The organism is Rhodococcoides sp. S146-33 (assembly GCF_059489205.1).
In genome coordinates this window covers 689,236-705,756 of sequence record NZ_JCAJWY010000002.1, presented here as the reverse complement: position 1 = coordinate 705,756, position 16,521 = coordinate 689,236, and the positions used below count along the sequence as shown (strand labels likewise).

Annotated in this window: 18 protein-coding genes; 7 read left to right on the top strand and 11 right to left on the bottom strand. The window is 65.8% G+C overall.

Features of this window, described 5'->3' with window-relative positions; genetic code table 11:
* Positions 1-62 precede the first annotated feature (62 nt).
* On the top strand, positions 63-548 hold the full coding sequence (locus tag AC5WEY_RS11795; RefSeq protein WP_495646035.1) for a metallopeptidase family protein: 486 nt from the start codon (positions 63-65) through the stop codon (positions 546-548).
* Positions 549-584: 36 nt separating this feature from the next.
* On the opposite strand, the gene AC5WEY_RS11790 is transcribed toward AC5WEY_RS11795, so the two are convergent.
* Positions 585-818 carry a WhiB family transcriptional regulator gene (locus AC5WEY_RS11790; RefSeq protein WP_027496498.1) on the bottom strand — a complete coding sequence of 78 codons (234 nt, stop codon included), beginning with the start codon at positions 816-818 and terminating at the stop codon, positions 585-587.
* Positions 819-1,535: 717 nt separating this feature from the next.
* On the opposite strand from AC5WEY_RS11790, the gene cofD reads away from it, so the two are divergent.
* The 3 genes from cofD to AC5WEY_RS11775 all read left to right on the top strand — a co-directional run bounded on the left by cofD (position 1,536) and on the right by AC5WEY_RS11775 (position 4,454).
* Positions 1,536-2,510, top strand: coding sequence for a 2-phospho-L-lactate transferase (cofD, locus tag AC5WEY_RS11785; protein ID WP_495646034.1), 975 nt, complete (start codon positions 1,536-1,538; stop codon positions 2,508-2,510).
* Positions 2,511-2,533: 23 nt separating this feature from the next.
* Positions 2,534-3,886 (top strand): coenzyme F420-0:L-glutamate ligase, encoded by a 1,353-nt coding sequence (locus AC5WEY_RS11780; protein WP_495646537.1) that lies wholly within the window; start codon positions 2,534-2,536, stop codon positions 3,884-3,886.
* A gap of 106 nt (positions 3,887-3,992) precedes the next feature.
* Positions 3,993-4,454, top strand: a complete 462-nt coding sequence (locus AC5WEY_RS11775) for an NUDIX hydrolase (RefSeq protein WP_495646536.1) — start codon at positions 3,993-3,995, stop codon at positions 4,452-4,454.
* A gap of 16 nt (positions 4,455-4,470) precedes the next feature.
* On the opposite strand, the gene manB is transcribed toward AC5WEY_RS11775, so the two are convergent.
* From manB to rfbD, 3 genes are read right to left on the bottom strand one after another with little or no spacing between them, the layout of a single operon-like run.
* Complete coding sequence (manB, locus tag AC5WEY_RS11770) at positions 4,471-5,565, bottom strand: mannose-1-phosphate guanylyltransferase (RefSeq protein WP_032376891.1); 1,095 nt, start codon at positions 5,563-5,565, stop codon at positions 4,471-4,473.
* Positions 5,555-6,466 (bottom strand): glycosyltransferase family 2 protein, encoded by a 912-nt coding sequence (locus tag AC5WEY_RS11765; protein ID WP_495646033.1) that lies wholly within the window; start codon positions 6,464-6,466, stop codon positions 5,555-5,557. Before AC5WEY_RS11765 ends, manB begins: the two co-directional genes overlap by 11 nt.
* A gap of 43 nt (positions 6,467-6,509) precedes the next feature.
* A complete protein-coding gene (rfbD, locus tag AC5WEY_RS11760; protein WP_495646032.1) occupies positions 6,510-7,355 on the bottom strand; it encodes a dTDP-4-dehydrorhamnose reductase in 846 nt (281 codons plus the stop codon).
* Positions 7,356-7,829: 474 nt separating this feature from the next.
* On the opposite strand from rfbD, the gene AC5WEY_RS11755 reads away from it, so the two are divergent.
* A complete protein-coding gene (locus tag AC5WEY_RS11755) occupies positions 7,830-9,230 on the top strand; it encodes an LCP family protein (RefSeq protein ID WP_495646535.1) in 1,401 nt (466 codons plus the stop codon).
* A 67-nt stretch (positions 9,231-9,297) separates the two neighbouring features.
* Positions 9,298-10,017, top strand: coding sequence for a TIGR03089 family protein (locus AC5WEY_RS11750; protein WP_495646031.1), 720 nt, complete (start codon positions 9,298-9,300; stop codon positions 10,015-10,017).
* 31 nt (positions 10,018-10,048) lie between these two features.
* On the opposite strand, the gene AC5WEY_RS11745 is transcribed toward AC5WEY_RS11750, so the two are convergent.
* From AC5WEY_RS11745 to AC5WEY_RS11735, 3 genes are all read right to left on the bottom strand, one after another.
* Positions 10,049-10,438, bottom strand: a complete 390-nt coding sequence (locus tag AC5WEY_RS11745; RefSeq protein WP_495646030.1) for a hypothetical protein — start codon at positions 10,436-10,438, stop codon at positions 10,049-10,051.
* The gene (gene purE / locus AC5WEY_RS11740) at positions 10,435-10,908 is read right to left on the bottom strand and encodes a 5-(carboxyamino)imidazole ribonucleotide mutase (RefSeq protein ID WP_057477451.1); all 474 of its coding nucleotides are present in this window, start codon (positions 10,906-10,908) and stop codon (positions 10,435-10,437) included. The genes AC5WEY_RS11745 and purE overlap by 4 nt, the downstream gene beginning before the upstream one ends.
* Positions 10,909-10,984: 76 nt before the next feature.
* The gene (locus AC5WEY_RS11735; protein ID WP_495646029.1) at positions 10,985-12,238 is read right to left on the bottom strand and encodes a 5-(carboxyamino)imidazole ribonucleotide synthase; all 1,254 of its coding nucleotides are present in this window, start codon (positions 12,236-12,238) and stop codon (positions 10,985-10,987) included.
* Positions 12,239-12,384: 146 nt separating this feature from the next.
* Between AC5WEY_RS11735 and AC5WEY_RS11730 the strand changes: the two genes are divergently transcribed.
* Entirely contained in the window at positions 12,385-12,945 is a 561-nt protein-coding gene (locus AC5WEY_RS11730) for a GtrA family protein (protein ID WP_495646028.1), read from the top strand.
* A gap of 6 nt (positions 12,946-12,951) precedes the next feature.
* On the opposite strand, the gene AC5WEY_RS11725 is transcribed toward AC5WEY_RS11730, so the two are convergent.
* From AC5WEY_RS11725 to AC5WEY_RS11710, 4 genes are read right to left on the bottom strand one after another with little or no spacing between them, the layout of a single operon-like run.
* Positions 12,952-14,271: a sensor histidine kinase gene (locus tag AC5WEY_RS11725; RefSeq protein ID WP_495646027.1), complete on the bottom strand. Its 1,320-nt coding sequence runs from the start codon at positions 14,269-14,271 to the stop codon at positions 12,952-12,954.
* Positions 14,272-14,277: 6 nt separating this feature from the next.
* A complete protein-coding gene (locus AC5WEY_RS11720) occupies positions 14,278-14,958 on the bottom strand; it encodes a response regulator transcription factor (protein ID WP_032378125.1) in 681 nt (226 codons plus the stop codon).
* 39 nt (positions 14,959-14,997) lie between these two features.
* Positions 14,998-15,597: a PH domain-containing protein gene (locus AC5WEY_RS11715; RefSeq protein ID WP_495646026.1), complete on the bottom strand. Its 600-nt coding sequence runs from the start codon at positions 15,595-15,597 to the stop codon at positions 14,998-15,000.
* A 47-nt stretch (positions 15,598-15,644) separates the two neighbouring features.
* Positions 15,645-16,472: a biotin--[acetyl-CoA-carboxylase] ligase gene (locus AC5WEY_RS11710; RefSeq protein WP_495646025.1), complete on the bottom strand. Its 828-nt coding sequence runs from the start codon at positions 16,470-16,472 to the stop codon at positions 15,645-15,647.
* Between the last annotated feature and the right edge of the window lie 49 nt (positions 16,473-16,521).

Genomic DNA, 16,521 nt, shown 5'->3' with positions numbered 1-16,521 from the left:
TATCCGGTAGGTGCAACCGACCGAACGACCGACACACCGGACGCGCGCGATAACCTCCCCCCATGCCTCGATTCCCCTCCGCGCGCAGGATCACCTCTCGGTCCGTGGCACGGCACGGCCGCGGCATCCGCGGACCGGTTATGCCCGAGGACATGCCGGCCAGACGTTCACGGGCGGAGAAGTTCGACCGACTGGTGCTCGACGCGTTCGCGCGAATCGATCATCGGTGGCACGACAAGCTCTCGAAGCTGGACATCGCCGTCGACGACGTGCCCAAGATCAGAGCGCTGGACCCGGAGTCCGTGACATGGCCACCCGAAGTCGTGGCCGAAGGTCCGGTGCCGCTGTCGCGGTTGGTGCCGGCCGGGATAGACAAGCGCGGAGAGACGACACGCGCCAGGGTGGTGTTGTTCCGGCGACCGCTCGAACGTCGCGCAAAACACCCCGAAGATTTGGAAGACCTGTTGTTCGAGGTTCTGGTGGAGCAAGTAGCAACGTATCTCGGGATCGATCCGGACGAGGTGGATCCGAACAGCGCCCCGGAATGACTACGGGCCGAGGACAACCGAATGACTGCGCAGGGCTCAGCCGATACCGCGCTTGAGTCGACGCCGTTCCCGCTCCGACAGCCCACCCCAGATTCCGAACCGCTCGTCGTTGGCGAGTGCGTACTCGAGGCATTCGTCCTTGACCTCGCAGCCGAGACAGATTCGCTTCGCCTCGCGGGTCGAGCCACCCTTCTCCGGGAAGAAGGCCTCTGGATCGGTTTGCGCGCACAGTGCGCGCTCCTGCCACTGATCCTCGATCTCCTCGAACATCTCGTCGAAACCTGCAACGAGACTGAGGAACGGCTTGGCCGGCGGAACCGACTCGGCAACGAACGGCATCAGGTCGGCATCGGATTCGACATCATTGTCGATATCGGTGTCGGTCTCGATGTGCGTCTCGATCGTTCGCGCCACGTACGCAGAACCCGCGTCGGACGTGACGCTCGAATCTGCCCCGTCGACGGACTCGGTCTGCGGCGCGTCGTCGACTGCGCTGAGGTGTGCAGTGGGTCCGCCCCGCTGATCACGTGTCACGTGCTCGTCATACATCGCTTCCGCCTCCTCACCTGTGGTAGCGCAGATACTTTCGGTCTTCGTGTGCTCGGATACCTTGCCCCGCGCAGGTATTCGGTCGAACTGGCGAGTCCGAGCGCACATGCGCTCGTCCAACTCTCGACCTCTACTCGACGTCCACGCGAGGACGAGCAGGAAGGGAACGAGTGTTCGAAACCAGGTTCGCTGCAATCGAACTCGTGCTGCGAACACTGAATGACATACCTGTGATTAGACACGCACAGGTGTGTCGCGGTCAAGCCGATCGCGCAAATCCAATACCATCCCATGCCCGAAATCGGCTGTCTCCCCGAATCGGAGCCCGTCCCGTGCGTGTCGCGTCTGTTATGGCACCTGCACACAGTCCGCTCGTCGGGCTCAGCACCGGGTGGGCGCTCGCCCGGCACTGCTGCAACCCCACTAGGCTCGTGCGTTGTGAAAGTTACTGTTCTGGTCGGTGGCGTCGGCGGCGCGCGGTTCCTTCAGGGTCTCAAATCCTTGTTCGGCGACAACCCCGAGCACGAGATAACTGCGGTGGTCAATGTAGGCGACGACGTGTGGATGCACGGCCTCCGCATCTGCCCGGATCTCGACACGTGCATGTACACCCTCGGTGCTGGAATCGACACCGAACGCGGATGGGGCCGTATCGCCGAGACCTGGAACGCTCGCGACGAGCTCGCGGCCTACGGTGCCGATCCCGACTGGTTCGGACTCGGAGACCGTGACATCGCCACCCACCTGATTCGCAGTCGCATGCTGCGCACCGGTTTTCCCTTGTCGGCCGTCACCGAAGCTCTGTGCAACCGGTGGCAACCGGGCGTCCGGTTGCTGCCCGTCACCGACGATCGGTCGGAGACCCACGTCGTCGTCACCGATCCCGACGACCCGAGCGGTGAACAGCAACGCGCAATTCACTTCCAGGAGTGGTGGGTTCGTTACCGAGCTCAGATTCCGACCCACAGTTTTGCCAACATCGGTGCCGAACAGGCAACTCCGGCACCAGGAGTGGTGGACGCAATCACCGAAGCCGACGCGGTCGTCCTGGCACCGTCCAATCCAGTGGTGAGTGTCGGCGCGATCCTTGCGGTGCCGGGTATTCGTGGGGCGCTCCGGACCACAGCGGCCAAGGTGGTCGGCCTCTCCCCCGTCGTCGACGGTAAGCCGTTACGCGGCATGGCCGACGAGTGTCTGTCCGTCATCGGTGTCGACACCACGGCAGAGGCGGTCGGCCGTCACTACGGAAGCCGAAGCGGGACAGGAATTCTCGATGCGTGGCTGGTACACACCACCGACTCCGCGGTTGTCGACGGCGTGGACGTGCAGTCGGTCCCGTTGCTGATGACCGACCCCGAGACCACCGCGGTGATGGCGCGTACCGCGCTGCTCGCGGCCGGACTCGACCTGTGATCGATCCGGGCGAGAGCGGTTCGATGTCTCCGGTACCGAGCGATCATGCACCGGGCGGTTCGATCGAAATGCTGCCGATCACCGGGCTCCCGGAATTCAGACCGGGTGACGACCTGGCGTCGGCAATCGCCGAGCGAGCGCCATGGTTGCGCGACGGCGACATCTTGATCGTCACCAGCAAGATCGTCTCCAAGGTCGAGGGTCGGTTGGTGCAGGCTCCGCGCGACGCGGACGAGCGAGACGCTGCCCGCAGGCTGCTGGTGGAGCAGGAAGCGGTGCGCATCGTCGCGCGCAAGGGCCGAACCCTCATCACCGAAAATCGGCTGGGCATCGTGCAGGCCGCGTCGGGCATCGACGGCTCCAACGTCGACGGCGGCGAACTGGCCTTGCTGCCCGAGGACCCCGATGCCAGTGCCGCAGCCCTGCGCGCGGCTCTCGGCGACCTACTGGGAGTGACGGTGGCCGTGGTGGTCACGGACACCATGGGGCGGGCGTGGCGAATCGGCCAGACCGACGCCGCCATCGGCGCTGCGGGCCTGCCGGTTCTGCACGCCTACGCCGGGGCCGAAGACGGTCAGGGCAACGAGCTCGTGGTGACCGAGGTTGCGATCGCAGACGAGCTCGCGGCCGCAGGCGATCTGGTGAAGGGCAAGCTGGGCGGTGTCCCGATCGCTGTCGTACGCGGCTTGGCACCGGTCGACGACGGTTCCACTGCGGCCGCTCTCCTGCGCGGCGGCGAAGACGACCTGTTCTGGCTCGGCACCGCCGAAGCGCTCGATCGCGGCCGCAAGGAGGCTCTGCTGCTGAGACGGTCGGTGCGCTCGTTCTCCTCGGACTCGGTCGATCCCGAACTCGTTCGCGCATCGGTCGCCGACGCCCTCACCGCCCCTGCCCCGCACCACACCCGACCGGTGAGATTCGTGTGGGTCAGAACCCCGGCGCTGCGGCGTCGGCTCCTCGAGACGATGCGCGAGCAGTGGCGCGCCGACCTGACCGCCGACGGCCTCGGCGAGGACCGGATCGCTGCGCGACTGAGCCGCGGCGACATTCTGTTCGACGCACCGGAAATCATCGTTCCGTTCTGTGTGCCCGACGGCGCGCATTCGTACCCCGACGAGAGGCGTCGAGCCGCGGAGGACACGATGTTCACCGTGGCGGTCGGTGCCGCCGTCCAGGGTCTGCTGGTCGCTCTGGCGGTCCGCGAACTGGGCAGCTGCTGGATCGGCTCGACCATTTTCGCCGCCGATACCGTGCGCGCCGAACTCGGACTGCGTGCAGATTGGAAAGCCATGGGAGCCATTGCAATAGGGCACCCCAGCGAGCCGTCGACGGTTCGAGATCCGGTGCTCCCCGGGTCGTCGTTGCTGGAGCTCTGACGTGTCAGCGTCGACGCCGCCTCATTCGACTCTGTGGAATTCGGTCCGAGCGTCACTCGACCGCTGGGCACCGTCGGATTCGAACGACGAATCGCTCCGCCACACCATGCTGGCGTTCCTGCACAGCAACCTCGATGCATGTCTGCGCGCCAACGAAGCCGGCCACTTCACGGCGTCCTCGCTGGTACTGAACGAATCGGGGACCCATGTGCTGCTGACCCTTCATCCGAAGGTCGGCCGGTGGATTCAGCTGGGCGGCCACTGCGAACCGACGGACCACACGGTGGTCGACGCCGCCCTGCGTGAGGCCACCGAGGAATCCGGGATCGACGACCTGGTCATCGATCCGGTACTGCTCTCGGCCCACACGCACCCGATCACGTGCTCGCTGGGTAAGGCCACCCGGCACCTCGACCTGAGGTTCCTGGTCCGCGCCCCGGACGGTGCCCGGGCGGTGCGCAGCGAGGAGTCGACGGATCTTCGATGGTGGCCGGTCGACGCTCTGCCGGACAACGCCGAGCACGAGACGATCGACCGTCTCGTCGCCCTCGCTGCTCGCCGCCGCTAGCGACGAGCAGAACGGGTCAGACGTCGGTGGAGAAGCGCACTCCGCCGTCGGGCAGCTTGACTCCGGGCCACACGCGCGCCCCGCGGAGCAGCTCACAGCGAGCGCCGATGTCCGCACCGTCGCCGATGACCGCGTCACGCACGAGGGCGCGGGGTCCGATGCGAGAACCGAAACCGAGAATGGATCGCTCGACGACGGCCCCCGCTTCGACGACCGCACCGTCGAACACGACGGCACCGTCCAGGCGAGCTCCCGCTCCGATCTCGGCCCCGCGGCCGACGACGGTTCCGCCGATCAACAGTGCGCCCGGTGCCACTCCTGCGCTCGGGTGAACCAGGGACTCACCACGATCTCCGTGCAGCGCGGGCGACGGCGCGATGCCGCGGACCAGATCGGCCGAGCCCTTGACGAAATCTTCCGGCGTACCCATGTCACGCCAGTACGCGCTGTCGACGTGTCCGTAGACCTTCTTGTCCTCGGCGAGCAAGGCAGGAAACACCTCTCGCTCCACCGACACCGGCCGGCCGGCCGGGATCGACTCGATGATCTCGCGCTTGAAAACGTAGCAACCGGCGTTGATCTGGTCGGTCGGCGGATCTTGCGTCTTCTCGAGAAACGCTGTCACGCGGCCGGATTCGTCGGTGGGCACACAACCGAACGCGCGCGGGTCGCCGACGCGAACCAGATGCAAGGTGACATCGGCGTCGGTGGTGCGGTGCGTATCGAGAACTGCTGTCAGATCGGTGCCTCCCAGCACGTCCCCGTTGAAGACCATGACGTTCTCGGCGCGAAGTCGCGGAAGGACGTTTCTGATGCCTCCGCCGGTGCCGAGCGGTTCGGTCTCGAAGACGTATTCGAGGTCGATGCCGAGCGAGGATCCGTCTCCGAAATGCTGCTCGAACACCTCGGCTTTGAACGACGTTCCGAGCACGACGTGCTCGATTCCCGCGGCCTTGATGCGGGCCAGGAGATGGGTCAGGAACGGCAGTCCGGCGGTCGGAAGCATCGGCTTGGGTGCCGAGAGCGTCAGGGGCCTGAGCCGAGTTCCCTTGCCGCCGACCAGAATGACTGCATCGGTACGTGCGGCGACCGATGGGGAACTATCCGACATGTCCAGCCTCTGTTCTCTCGTCCGTGAGTCGTCCGTCCACTGCGCGGGCCCGAAGCGCCGAGTTCACAACGATCTTCGAGCGAAGACCGAGACCACCGCGCAGAGCCAATCGTAAGGGAGCCTGCCACGTCCGCGCGTGTCTGTCGGCCTGGAAGCGGTACGCGCTGGTGTGATGTGCGGGCAACATCACCTCCGGATGCCGTCCTGCTGCATGGCCTTTCGAATGGGTGACCTCGACACCGGGAACGTAGACGTTGTGCCAACCCGCTCTGCCGAGCCGGTCACCGAGATCCACGTCCTCCATGTACATGAAGTAGCGCGAGTCGAATCCGTCGATCGAATCGAACGCCGACCGCCGCAGCAGCAGGCACGATCCCGACAGCCACCCCACGGGGCGCTCGGTCACCGTCTCGTTCTCCTGGCGATACCGCTGAGTCCACGGGTTCTTCGGCCAGAGCTTGCCCAGTATCGCGTGTCCCGCGCCCGACGTCAGATCGGGTACCGACCGAGCCGACGGGTAACGAGTGCCGTCGGGCTCGCGGATGAGCGGACCGAGAGAACCTGCGCGCGGCCACCGGGCGGCTGCGTCGAGGAGTCCGTCGAGCGAACCGGGATGCCAGCGGACGTCGGGGTTGGCCACGACGACGAACTCGACAGCCGGGTCGACGGCGGCCACCGCGCGGTTGACCGCTGCTCCGTAACCGATGTTCGCACCGGTGCGCAGCAACTCGGCCTCGTCGAAAGCTGCCTCGGCCGCCTCGGGGGTGCCGTCGACAGAGCCGTTGTCGGCCATGATCACCCGATAAGGGCGGGTCGTGGCCTCACGCAGAGAAGTCAGAAATTGGTCCAGGTATTCGCCGGGCGAATAGGTCACCGTCACTACGGCCAGCTCGGAACTCACGCGGGCAAGACTAGCCCGAGAGTGACGGAATCCCTCACCTCGACTACGTCAAGGCAGCCGTCAGTGCAGCCGACCACGGGCGGGCCGGCGTGAGGCCTGCGTCGATCCAGGCGGCCGGCGAGAGTACCGAATAGGCCGGCCGGGGTGCGGGCACGACGTATTCGGCGCTCGAACACGGCTGCACTCGCTCTGCATCGGCACCGATGTGAGTGAACACCGCGCGCGCGAGGTCGAACCAGCTGGCCTGGCCCGCGTTGGTGTAGTGCAGGGTCCGTCCGGCCACGGACGGGTCGGCTTCGATCTCGAGCAGGCCCGACGCCAGGTCGAGGGCGAACGTGGGCGACCCGATCTGGTCGTTCACCACCGCCAGGGTGTCGCGCTCACCTTCGAGCCGCTGCATCGTGGTCACGAAATTCTTACCCGTGTTGTCGTACACCCACGCGGTCCGCACGACGACGGCCTCGGGCAACTCGTCGCGCACGGCGAGCTCGCCGGCCAATTTGGTGCGTCCATACGCCGACTGCGGCGCGGGCTTCGCGTCGACCTCGTACGGTTCGGTCGCTGTGCCGTCGAACACATAGTCGGTGGAGACGTGGATCAACCGGGCACCGACACGCCCGCAGGCGCGTGCGAGATTTCGGGGGCCGTCCGCGTTCACGGCCATGGCCCTGGCCTCATCGGCTTCGGCGGCGTCGACCGCGGTGTAAGCAGCGCAGTTGATCACCGTTGCTCCCGCGGTCACCACGGCAGCGACCGCAGCGGAGTCGGTGATGTCCAGGTCGGCGGACGAATACGCGAGAACCTTCGCACCGCTGCCCCGCTCGGCGGCGAGAGCCACCACCCTTCGGCCCAACTGGCCGTGTGCACCGGTTACCAGGATCGCATTCACGGTTGCCAAGTGTGGCACGCCGGGTTCGGTTGGGCGAGGCAGCGACCGCCGACAAGTAACCTTCGAACGGCGGGGGGAGAACGAAGCAGTCGGCTGTCGAAGTCGGCCGGAACGAGAGGGTCGTGAACGGTGCCACGAGATTCAGGCACGCCCGGAGGTGAGCGCACTCCCCCGCCGCGGCGGCGCACTCACCGGCGACCCGACGGTTCCGATGCACGCGGTGCCCACCGCTCCGAGGATCTCGAAGCACGTGCCGCGCGTCGATACCCCGACGAAGAACAGCGCGGTCAGCGCCGATCCCGCGAGCGAAGCCGCGGCGAATCGACGGCCGGAACGCACCGGACGAGGCAGCGTGATCCCCGCGGCCCCGTCGGGCAAGCACAACCCGAGGGCGGCGCCCCTACCCGCGTCGGCGGACGCCGTTGGCCCGCCACGCACGTCGCGACAGCAGTCCTGTCGGTACTCGTTCTGCTGGTGACAGGTTTCGCGTGGCGCAGTGTCGACAGTCTTCGATCGAACATCGCCACTGCGAGTGGCCTCGGTCTCGGCGGCGCGGCAGACGGGGCAGTCGACATCCTGATGGTCGGCACCGACAGCCGCACCGACGCCCACGGCAACGCGTTGTCGCCAGATGAGCTCGCGTCCCTCAACGCCGGTGAAGAGGTGGCATCGAACACCGACACGATCGTATTGATCCGCGTCCCGAACGACGGATCGTCGGCCACGGCCATTTCCATCCCACGCGATTCGTACGTGGAGGTACCGGGCATCGGGATGTCGAAGATCAACGCCGCGTACGGCGCGACCAAGGAGAACAAGAGACTCGAATTGGTGGAGCAGGGTGTCGCCGACGCCGATGCGGAGTCCCAGGCCACCGAGGCCGGGCGCGAGGCTCTGATCGATTCCGTCGCCAACTTGACCGGCATCACCGTCGATCACTACGCCGAGGTGGGCTTGCTCGGCTTCGTTCTGTTGACCGATGCCGTGGGCGGTGTCGAGGTGTGCCTCAACAACCCTGTGCAAGAACCACTCTCGGGTGCGAACTTCCCGGCCGGGGTACAGAAGCTGGCCGGATCACAGGCTCTGAGCTTCGTGCGACAGCGGCACGATCTTCCCCGCGGAGACCTCGACCGTATCGTGCGCCAGCAGGTGTTCATGGCCTCGCTCGTGCGGAGTGTGTTGAGCGCCAAGACCCTGAGCAATCCCAGCAAACTGGGTCAACTCAGCACCGCGGTACAGCGTTCGGTGACGCTCGATTCCGACTGGGACATATTGCAATTCGCTACTCGACTCCAGGATCTCGCCGGTGGCAAGGTCAAGTTCGAGACCATTCCCGCTGTCGACATCAACGCCACGACCGACTACGGCGAATCGATCGTCCAGGTCGATCCTGCCGCGGTGAAGAAGTACGTCGCGAGTTTGCTCGGCGACGGCAATTCGGCGGAGGCCAATGCCGAAAATGCCGAGGCCCCGGCGGTCGATCCGTCGACGGTGACCGTGGACGTCGCGAACGACAGCGGTATCGAAGGACTCGCCAACGGCGTCGCCGGTTCCCTGGCGGCGTTGGGTTACCTCGGCGGGACCATCGGAAACTACGAGGGCTCGTCCATCTCGGCGAGCCGCATCCAGTCCGCCGACGTCGACAGTGACGCCGCGCGCGCCGTGTCGGCCGCGCTGGGCGGACTGCAGATCACCGCGGACGACACTCTGGGGTCGGACACCGTTCGCGTGGTGCTCGCCGACGACTACGCAGGCCCCGGTTCCGGGCAGGCGGCCACAGCCGAAACCATTGCACCCGAATCCGGTACGGCCGTTCCCGAGGAGCCGGCGGCTCCGATCGACGCCGGCTCCACCGGCCCGATGTGCGTCAACTGACACGGTCTTCGACTTCGGCGGCGGCTGTTCACGGCGCGTGAGAAGGCGCGCAGAGTCGTCATCTAGGGTGCGTGGTGTGGCCTCGAATCTGACTCAGACCCTGCTCGACCCGATTCTCGCCGCTGACCCGGCCGGTCCGCGCATCACGTTCTACGACGATGCGACCGGCGAGCGGGTGGAGGTCTCGGCGGTGACACTCGCGAATTGGGCCGCCAAGACCGCCAACCTGCTGCGCGACGAGTTCGCCTTCGAGGTCGGCGGCAAGGTGAGCGTGCTGTTGCCCGCACACTGGCAGACGGCAGCGGTACTGCTGGGTACATGGTGGGCCGGCGGCGAGGTGGTGCTCGGCACCGACGATTCCGCAGACCTGGCCATGGTGGCGGCAGATCGCCTTGCCGAGGCCCCGGATGTCGACGAGGTGTTGGCCTTCTCACTCGACGCGTTCGGTAAGGCTGTACCCGACCTGCCGATCGGAATGACCGATTACGCAACCTCGGTGCGGGTGCACGGAGATCAGTTCCGGATCTCGGACGGCGGGGCAGCGGCACTGGACGGTCGTTCGGTGGACGAGGTGCTCACTGCCGCCCGCGCGGCCGCCGACACGCATTCGTGGACAGCCGCCGATCGGGTGCTGTCGACTGCGTCCTGGAACACCCCCGACGAGATCATCGAGGGTTTGGTGTCGGTGCTCGTCGCGGGAGCCTCGCTGGTTCAGGTGACCAATGCGGACGAGGAGAAGTCCGAGCGACGCACGGAAACCGAGAAGGTCACCGCAACCCTGACCTGATTTTCAGGCCCTCACCGCGCGAGCGCAGTACTCACCCGGGCTGCCGGTAACCGCCGTCTGCGAGACCCGCCTGGATTTCGTACTTGTTCGCGGCCCCACGATGCCGCGTTTCCTCGGCGAGGTATCGAAACGGGAACGTCAACCCGAAACGCGCCCACTGATCCGCATGCACGGCCTCGTGCCGCAACACCCGACGGCCGGTGTTGCCTTTCGTCAGGTAGGCACCACCGAATGTCGTTCCGCCACGACCGAACCCGCCGCGCAGGCCGGTGCAGACGAAAATCGAGAACTCGTCGTCGAAGTGCGCGGTTCCGCGCCATACACGCGCGTAGACCAACGCCAGCCGTGTCACCAGCATCGACTGCCACCGGCCCCGTCCGGCTCGCCGAATCAGCTCGTGCCGAGACACAGCCGCACTCATCCCAACAACGTGGTGCGGAGAGCTTTGTCCTTCTCCAACACCATGGCCTCGAGTGACGCCTGGAACGCGGACATTCGTTCTTGCAGCGCGGGATCGGACGCACCCAGAATCCGTACAGCGAGCAGCCCCGCGTTGCGGGCACCGCCGATGGACACCGTGGCCACGGGAACGCCCGCAGGCATCTGCACTATCGAGAGCAGCGAATCCATACCGTCGAGATACTTCAGCGGTACCGGCACCCCGATGACCGGCAGTGGCGTCGCCGACGCCACCATGCCGGGCAGGTGCGCCGCTCCCCCGGCACCGGCGATGATCACCCTGATGCCACGACCAGCGGCCTCGCGGGCATAGTCGAGCATCCGCTGCGGGGTTCGGTGGGCCGAGACGACACCGACCTCGAACCGAATACCGAACTCGGCCAAGGCTTCTGCAGCGGCCTCCATCGTCGGCCAGTCGGAATCGCTGCCCATGATCAGGCCTACGGCAGGAGTGGAGCCTGCGGAACGACCCTCATGTGCAGGCCCGGCCTCAGCGATAGTGGAGTTGTCAGTCATCGTGTGGATCCCATCCGTCGGTCCATTCGGCGTGCGACATCCAGTGCGCGGCACGTTCGGCCCGCTCACGCACCGCGGCCACGTATGCGGGATCGGTGAGGGAACCGGACGACGAGCCCAAAATATTGACGTGGCCGATCTTGCGGTCCTTGCGCTCACCCTTCCCGTACAGGTGCACCTTCGCATCGGGCATGCGGGCGAACAGGTGATGCAGCCGTTCGTCCATCGTCATCTCGGGTGCCTCCGGCGCGCCCAGAATGTTGGCCATCACCGTCAGCGGAGCAAGTGGGTCGGTGTTTCCGAGCGGATAGTCCAGCACCGCACGTAGATGCTGCTCGAACTGCGAGGTACGGCACCCGTCCATGGTCCAGTGTCCGGAATTGTGCGGCCTCATGGCGAGCTCGTTGACCAGCAGCTTGCCCGAGGTGGTCTCGAACAGCTCGACCGCCAGATCTCCTACGACACCGAGCGCACCTGCGATGTCGAGTGCGAGCCGGCCGGCGAAGGTGGCGACGTCCTCGTCCAGATCGGGAGCAGGTGCCAGCACGACGGCGCACTGGCCGTTGCGCTGCACGGTCTGCACGACGGGCCACGCGGCACCCTGGCCGAACGGCGATCGCGCGACCATGGCCGACAACTCGCGGCGCATGGCGACCTTCTCCTCCACCATGAGCGGTACACCCAGGTCGAGCTGAGCGGTGACGATCGCCTCTGCTTCCTCGGCGTCTGCGGGCATCCAGACACCGCGCCCGTCGTATCCGCCGCGGACGGCCTTGAGGACCACCGGCCACCCGTGCTCGTCCCCGAACGCGATGGCGTCCTGCGCCCACGCGACCTCCGCGTAGGCGGGGCCGGGCGCGCCCAGTTCTGCCAGCTTGCGCCGCATCCTCAGTTTGTCCTGCGCGAAGATCAGCGCGCTCGGTGGCGGCTGTACGTTGACGCCTTCGGCCACGAGAGTCTCGAGGTGCTCGGTCGGCACGTGCTCGTGGTCGAACGTGAGCGCATTGGAACCGGTCGCCGCGGTGCGCAGCGCCTCGAGGTCGTCGTGATGCCCGAATACGACATCGGGACTGACCTGCGCCGCGGGCTCGTCCGAGCCCGCGGCCAGAACCCGAAGCGTCTGCCCGAGCTCGATGGCGGATTGATGGGTCATTCGTGCGAGCTGACCGCCGCCGATCATCGTGACCACTGGCATTCCGGTCGACGACGGGCGCGCAGCTGTGGGGCGAGGTTCGGTACCTGTCACGGCTCACCATGGTGTCATGTCGTGCGCCTTCGGTCCGAACCGGCAGCCGCACACGAGACTGCCGACTCGGCGGGGACCTGTGGAAACCCTGATGATCAGAGCGTCGGTTCGTCGGATCGGTCGTACGTTTCGTAGACTTCACCGTTGTGCCGACGATCGACAGCGTGCTTCGACGCTTACCCAAGCCCATCAGGGACCTTGCGATTCGGCACAGCGAGCTGATCAAATTCGCCATCGTGGGTGGCACGACGATGGTCTTCGACCTCGTGATCTTCTACTCGCTGAGTCTGACGGTGCTCGAGCAGAAGCCGGTGATTGCCAAGATCATCTCGGGCGTGCTCGCGACCATGCTGAGTTACTTCCTCAACCGCGAATGGGCCTTCAAACACCGCGGCGGACGCGAGAGACACCACGAGGCCCTGCTCTTCTTCGGCATCAGCGGAGTCGGTGTGCTCATTGCTGCCGGTCCCCTGTGGATCGCGAACAATATCTTCGACATCCGCGACACCAGCGAGTCCCTGACTATGGTCGTCATCATCGACTTCGTCCTGAACTACATCATCGGCAATCTTCTCCAGATGGCGTTCCGGTTCTGGGCGCTGAGGCGTTTCGCATTTCCCGAGGAGAATGCGCGCACGATCCTCGAGATCGACGCCGAACGCAACGATGACCCTACCGGCGCTGCAGACGCACTCGACCAGCCCTGACCGGTCTCAACGCGGTTCTCGGCGCGCGACCGCAGGCGACGGTTCACGCCACGCAGGTATGAACACCGAGAACAGCGCTGGTCGACGACGTTGCAATTCCAGCCTCCCGCCGTCCGCTTCGATCAGAGCCCGGGCCAACGCCAGCCCGACACCGGTGGATCCGGCACCAGAAAATCCGCGATCGAAGATGTGTGGCGCGAGTTCGTTGCTCACGCCCGGCCCCTCGTCGGACACCTCCACGCAGACCAGTCGTTCTCGCCGTCGATCGGTGCTTTCGACCGCCGAGACTGCCCTCACCGCGACTGTGCAGGTTCCGTCGCCGTGCACCAGGGAATTGTCGACCAACACCGACACCGCTTCTCGCAGGCGTGATCCCGTCACCGACGCCTTGAGGTCCATATCGCCCTTGAGCTCCAGGTTGCGGCCAGCGTCCTCGAAATTGCGCTGCCATTCGACGACGGTGCCGGTCAGTTCCTCGATGACCGAGACTTCGTGTGCGCCGGCCGCACCGTCACTGCGGGAGGACCGAACGAGCTCATCGATGGCGAGCGTCAACCGATCGACCTGGTCCATCGCCTCGTTTGCCTCGTCCACCACCGCCGGATCCGGGTACGTGGAGATTTCGTCCAGCCGTAGCCGGACCGCCGTCAAGCGGCTGCGAAGCTGGTGAGAGACGTCGGCGACCAGCGTGTGTTCACGCTGCAGACGGCCGGCGATCTCGACGGTGGCAGAGTCGAGTACTTCCGAGACTCGGTCGAGCTCGGCAATCCCGTGCCGTCGTGGGTCCGGCCGGAAGTCACCCTCGGCAAGTCGAGCGGCGCGCCGGGCTACGTCCTGCAGCGGATCGGCCAATCGCTTGGCCGTCAGAACCGCGACGACCGTGCCTGCCATCGCGGACGCGAGTACAACGAGAGTCACCGCTCCGAGCGCCTGGCGTTGAAGGGAACGCATGTCGTCGGACGGCACTTCGAGTCGCAGCGAACCCGAGGTACCCATCGACAACGACTCCACGAGTGGCCGATCCACGAAGGCCTGACCGATGTCTGCTCGCGACGCGGCATCCTCGGGGGTCGGGTAGATGACCACCAGCCGTCCCCCCTGGGGGATCGCCAACCGCAGCGAACCGATGTCGAGTTGGCCTTCGATCAGACCTGCTGAGCCCTCCTGCGAGATGATCTCGTTCGCCATCCGGTCGAGACGGGCCTGCAGGTCGTTACGGGTGAAATCCTCGACCCACAACCACGCCGTGTACATCAGGGGTAAGCCGAGCAACAGTGCCGTCATCACGACGACAGCAAGAATCGAGACCAGAATTCGACGCCGCATGGACGACTAGTCGCTGTTGATGCGGAATCCGACGCCGCGCACCGTCGCGATACGCCGCTCGGCAACGGGTCCCTCGTCGCCGATCTTGCGACGCAACCAGGACATGTGCATATCGAGAGTCTTGGATCCGCGCAGCTCGGCATCGCCCCACACCTCGCGCAGAATCACATCGCGGGAGACCACTTGGCCCGCGTGATCGAGCAGGACCTTCAGCAGTTCGTACTCTTTGTTCGCGAGCGAGATCTCGGTGCCACCGACGAGGACGCGGCGGGCCGCCGGCTCGAGGCGAATGGCTCCGACCTCGATCGGCGAGTCCTCCCCCGCTCCTCGGCGGCGGAGTAGGGCACGCACACGCGCCATGAGCTCGGCGAGCCGGAAGGGCTTGCCCACGTAATCGTCTGCGCCTGCATCGAGGCCGACGACAAAATCGACCTCGTCGGTTCGCGCAGTGAGCATGAGTACGGCGAGCTCGGATCGGTTGGCTCGCACCTGCCGGCACACCTCGAGTCCGTCCATGCCCGGTAGCCCCAGGTCGAGGATCAGCAGATCGAATTTTCCGTCCAAGGCGCGTTGGAGGGTGGCAGGGCCGGTCTGTTCGACGGTCACCGTGTACCCCTCCCGCCCGAGAGCACGGGACAGGGGCGCAGCGATAGCTTCGTCGTCTTCGGCAAGCAGCACGTCGGTCACATCGGTCACCCTACGGATCGAAAGTGAGAACAGCCTGTGTTACCTGCGTTTCCCGACGCGCCATCCGGGCTTGGATTCTGCCTGCACATCGTCGACCATCGGCTCGAATGCAGCCTCTCGACCGTGCACGGACTCGCGGCGATACTCCATCGAGTCGAATACCTGCTGGTAGAGCAGGGAATGGACACGTTGGACGTGCGGAATGTCGTCGAACTCGAGTGGATCGTCCGACGCCGAGGCAATGATGAGTGTTCCGGTGCCCAGCATCCGATCGAGCAGGCCGTGGCGGAACTGCACGTTGCTGATTCGACTCATCGGAATATCGATGCCGGAGTGAGTCAACACGCCCTGGCGAATCAACACACGCCGGTCGGTGACGATGAAGTGGGTGCACTTCCAACTGATCAGCGGTACCAAGCAACGCCACCCGACTATCGCCGCCCACACCACCGCTGCCGCGATCATGGCGATGTTCGCGGCGGTCGATTGGAGCCGCGCACTCGCGACGCCCAGCGCCACACCGGCGACGCCTGTGACGAGTACGAACGTGATCGACGGGAGGATCAGCATCTTCCAGTGCGGGTGATGATGGAGCAGGAGCTCTTCCTCGTCTGCCAACGCATCTTGTGGATACCCCACGTGCACTCCTGACTACTCGCTACTGCATCCGTCGAGCTGAGATGGTCTCACGTGACGGGCCTGAGATGAGTGACGTCACCGGCCGCGACCGCCAGCCGACCTGCGCCGGGGTGCTCCAACTCGATGACCATTCTGCCGTGCTCGTCGACGTCGACGGCAGTGCCGAACTTCTCCTCGCCGCCGGGAAGATCGACCCGAACGCGTTGACCGATGGTGCCGCACCGATCCCGGTACCGGTGTGCGAGCACATCGGTCGTCCAGTTCGAGTCACGCCACGAGTCCACTTCTGCGGCCACCCCGCGCAGAATCGCGCGCACCAAGGTGTCGCGATCCAGAACCGCTGCGTTCTGGAGAGCGAGCGACGTGGCCGTGGACACCGGCAACTCGTCCGCGGTCATCGACACGTTGACTCCGAGCCCGATGACCACCGTCGGGGACGGTCCGTGCGCAGCAACCTCGGCAAGGATGCCCGAGACCTTCTTGCCTTCGATGAGGACGTCGTTGGGCCACTTCAGTCGCGCATCCACTTCGCCGACGGTCCGCAACGCGTCTACCAGCGCGATTCCGGTCATCAACGGCAGCCATCCGAGTACCGCGGGATCGATCCCCGGGAACTTCAGCAGCATCGACAAGAGGATCTGCGACCGGGGCGCGCCGGAGAACGATCTCGAGTGCCGACCGCGCCCGTTGTCCTGGTGCTCGGCGATCAGTGCGGTCCGGTCGGCGTAGTTCGCTGCCCCGGCCACCAGGTCGGCATTGGTCGAACCGGTTTCGGCCACGACGTCCAGACGTGACCATGACGCCTGCGGTCCGTCCACCAGTGCCCGACGAAGTGCGCGGACGTCGAGGGGTGGGCGATCGAGGTTTGTCCACATGAGCACCAGCATATGGGCTCGGCAACGACGGACATCGTCGGCGAACCAC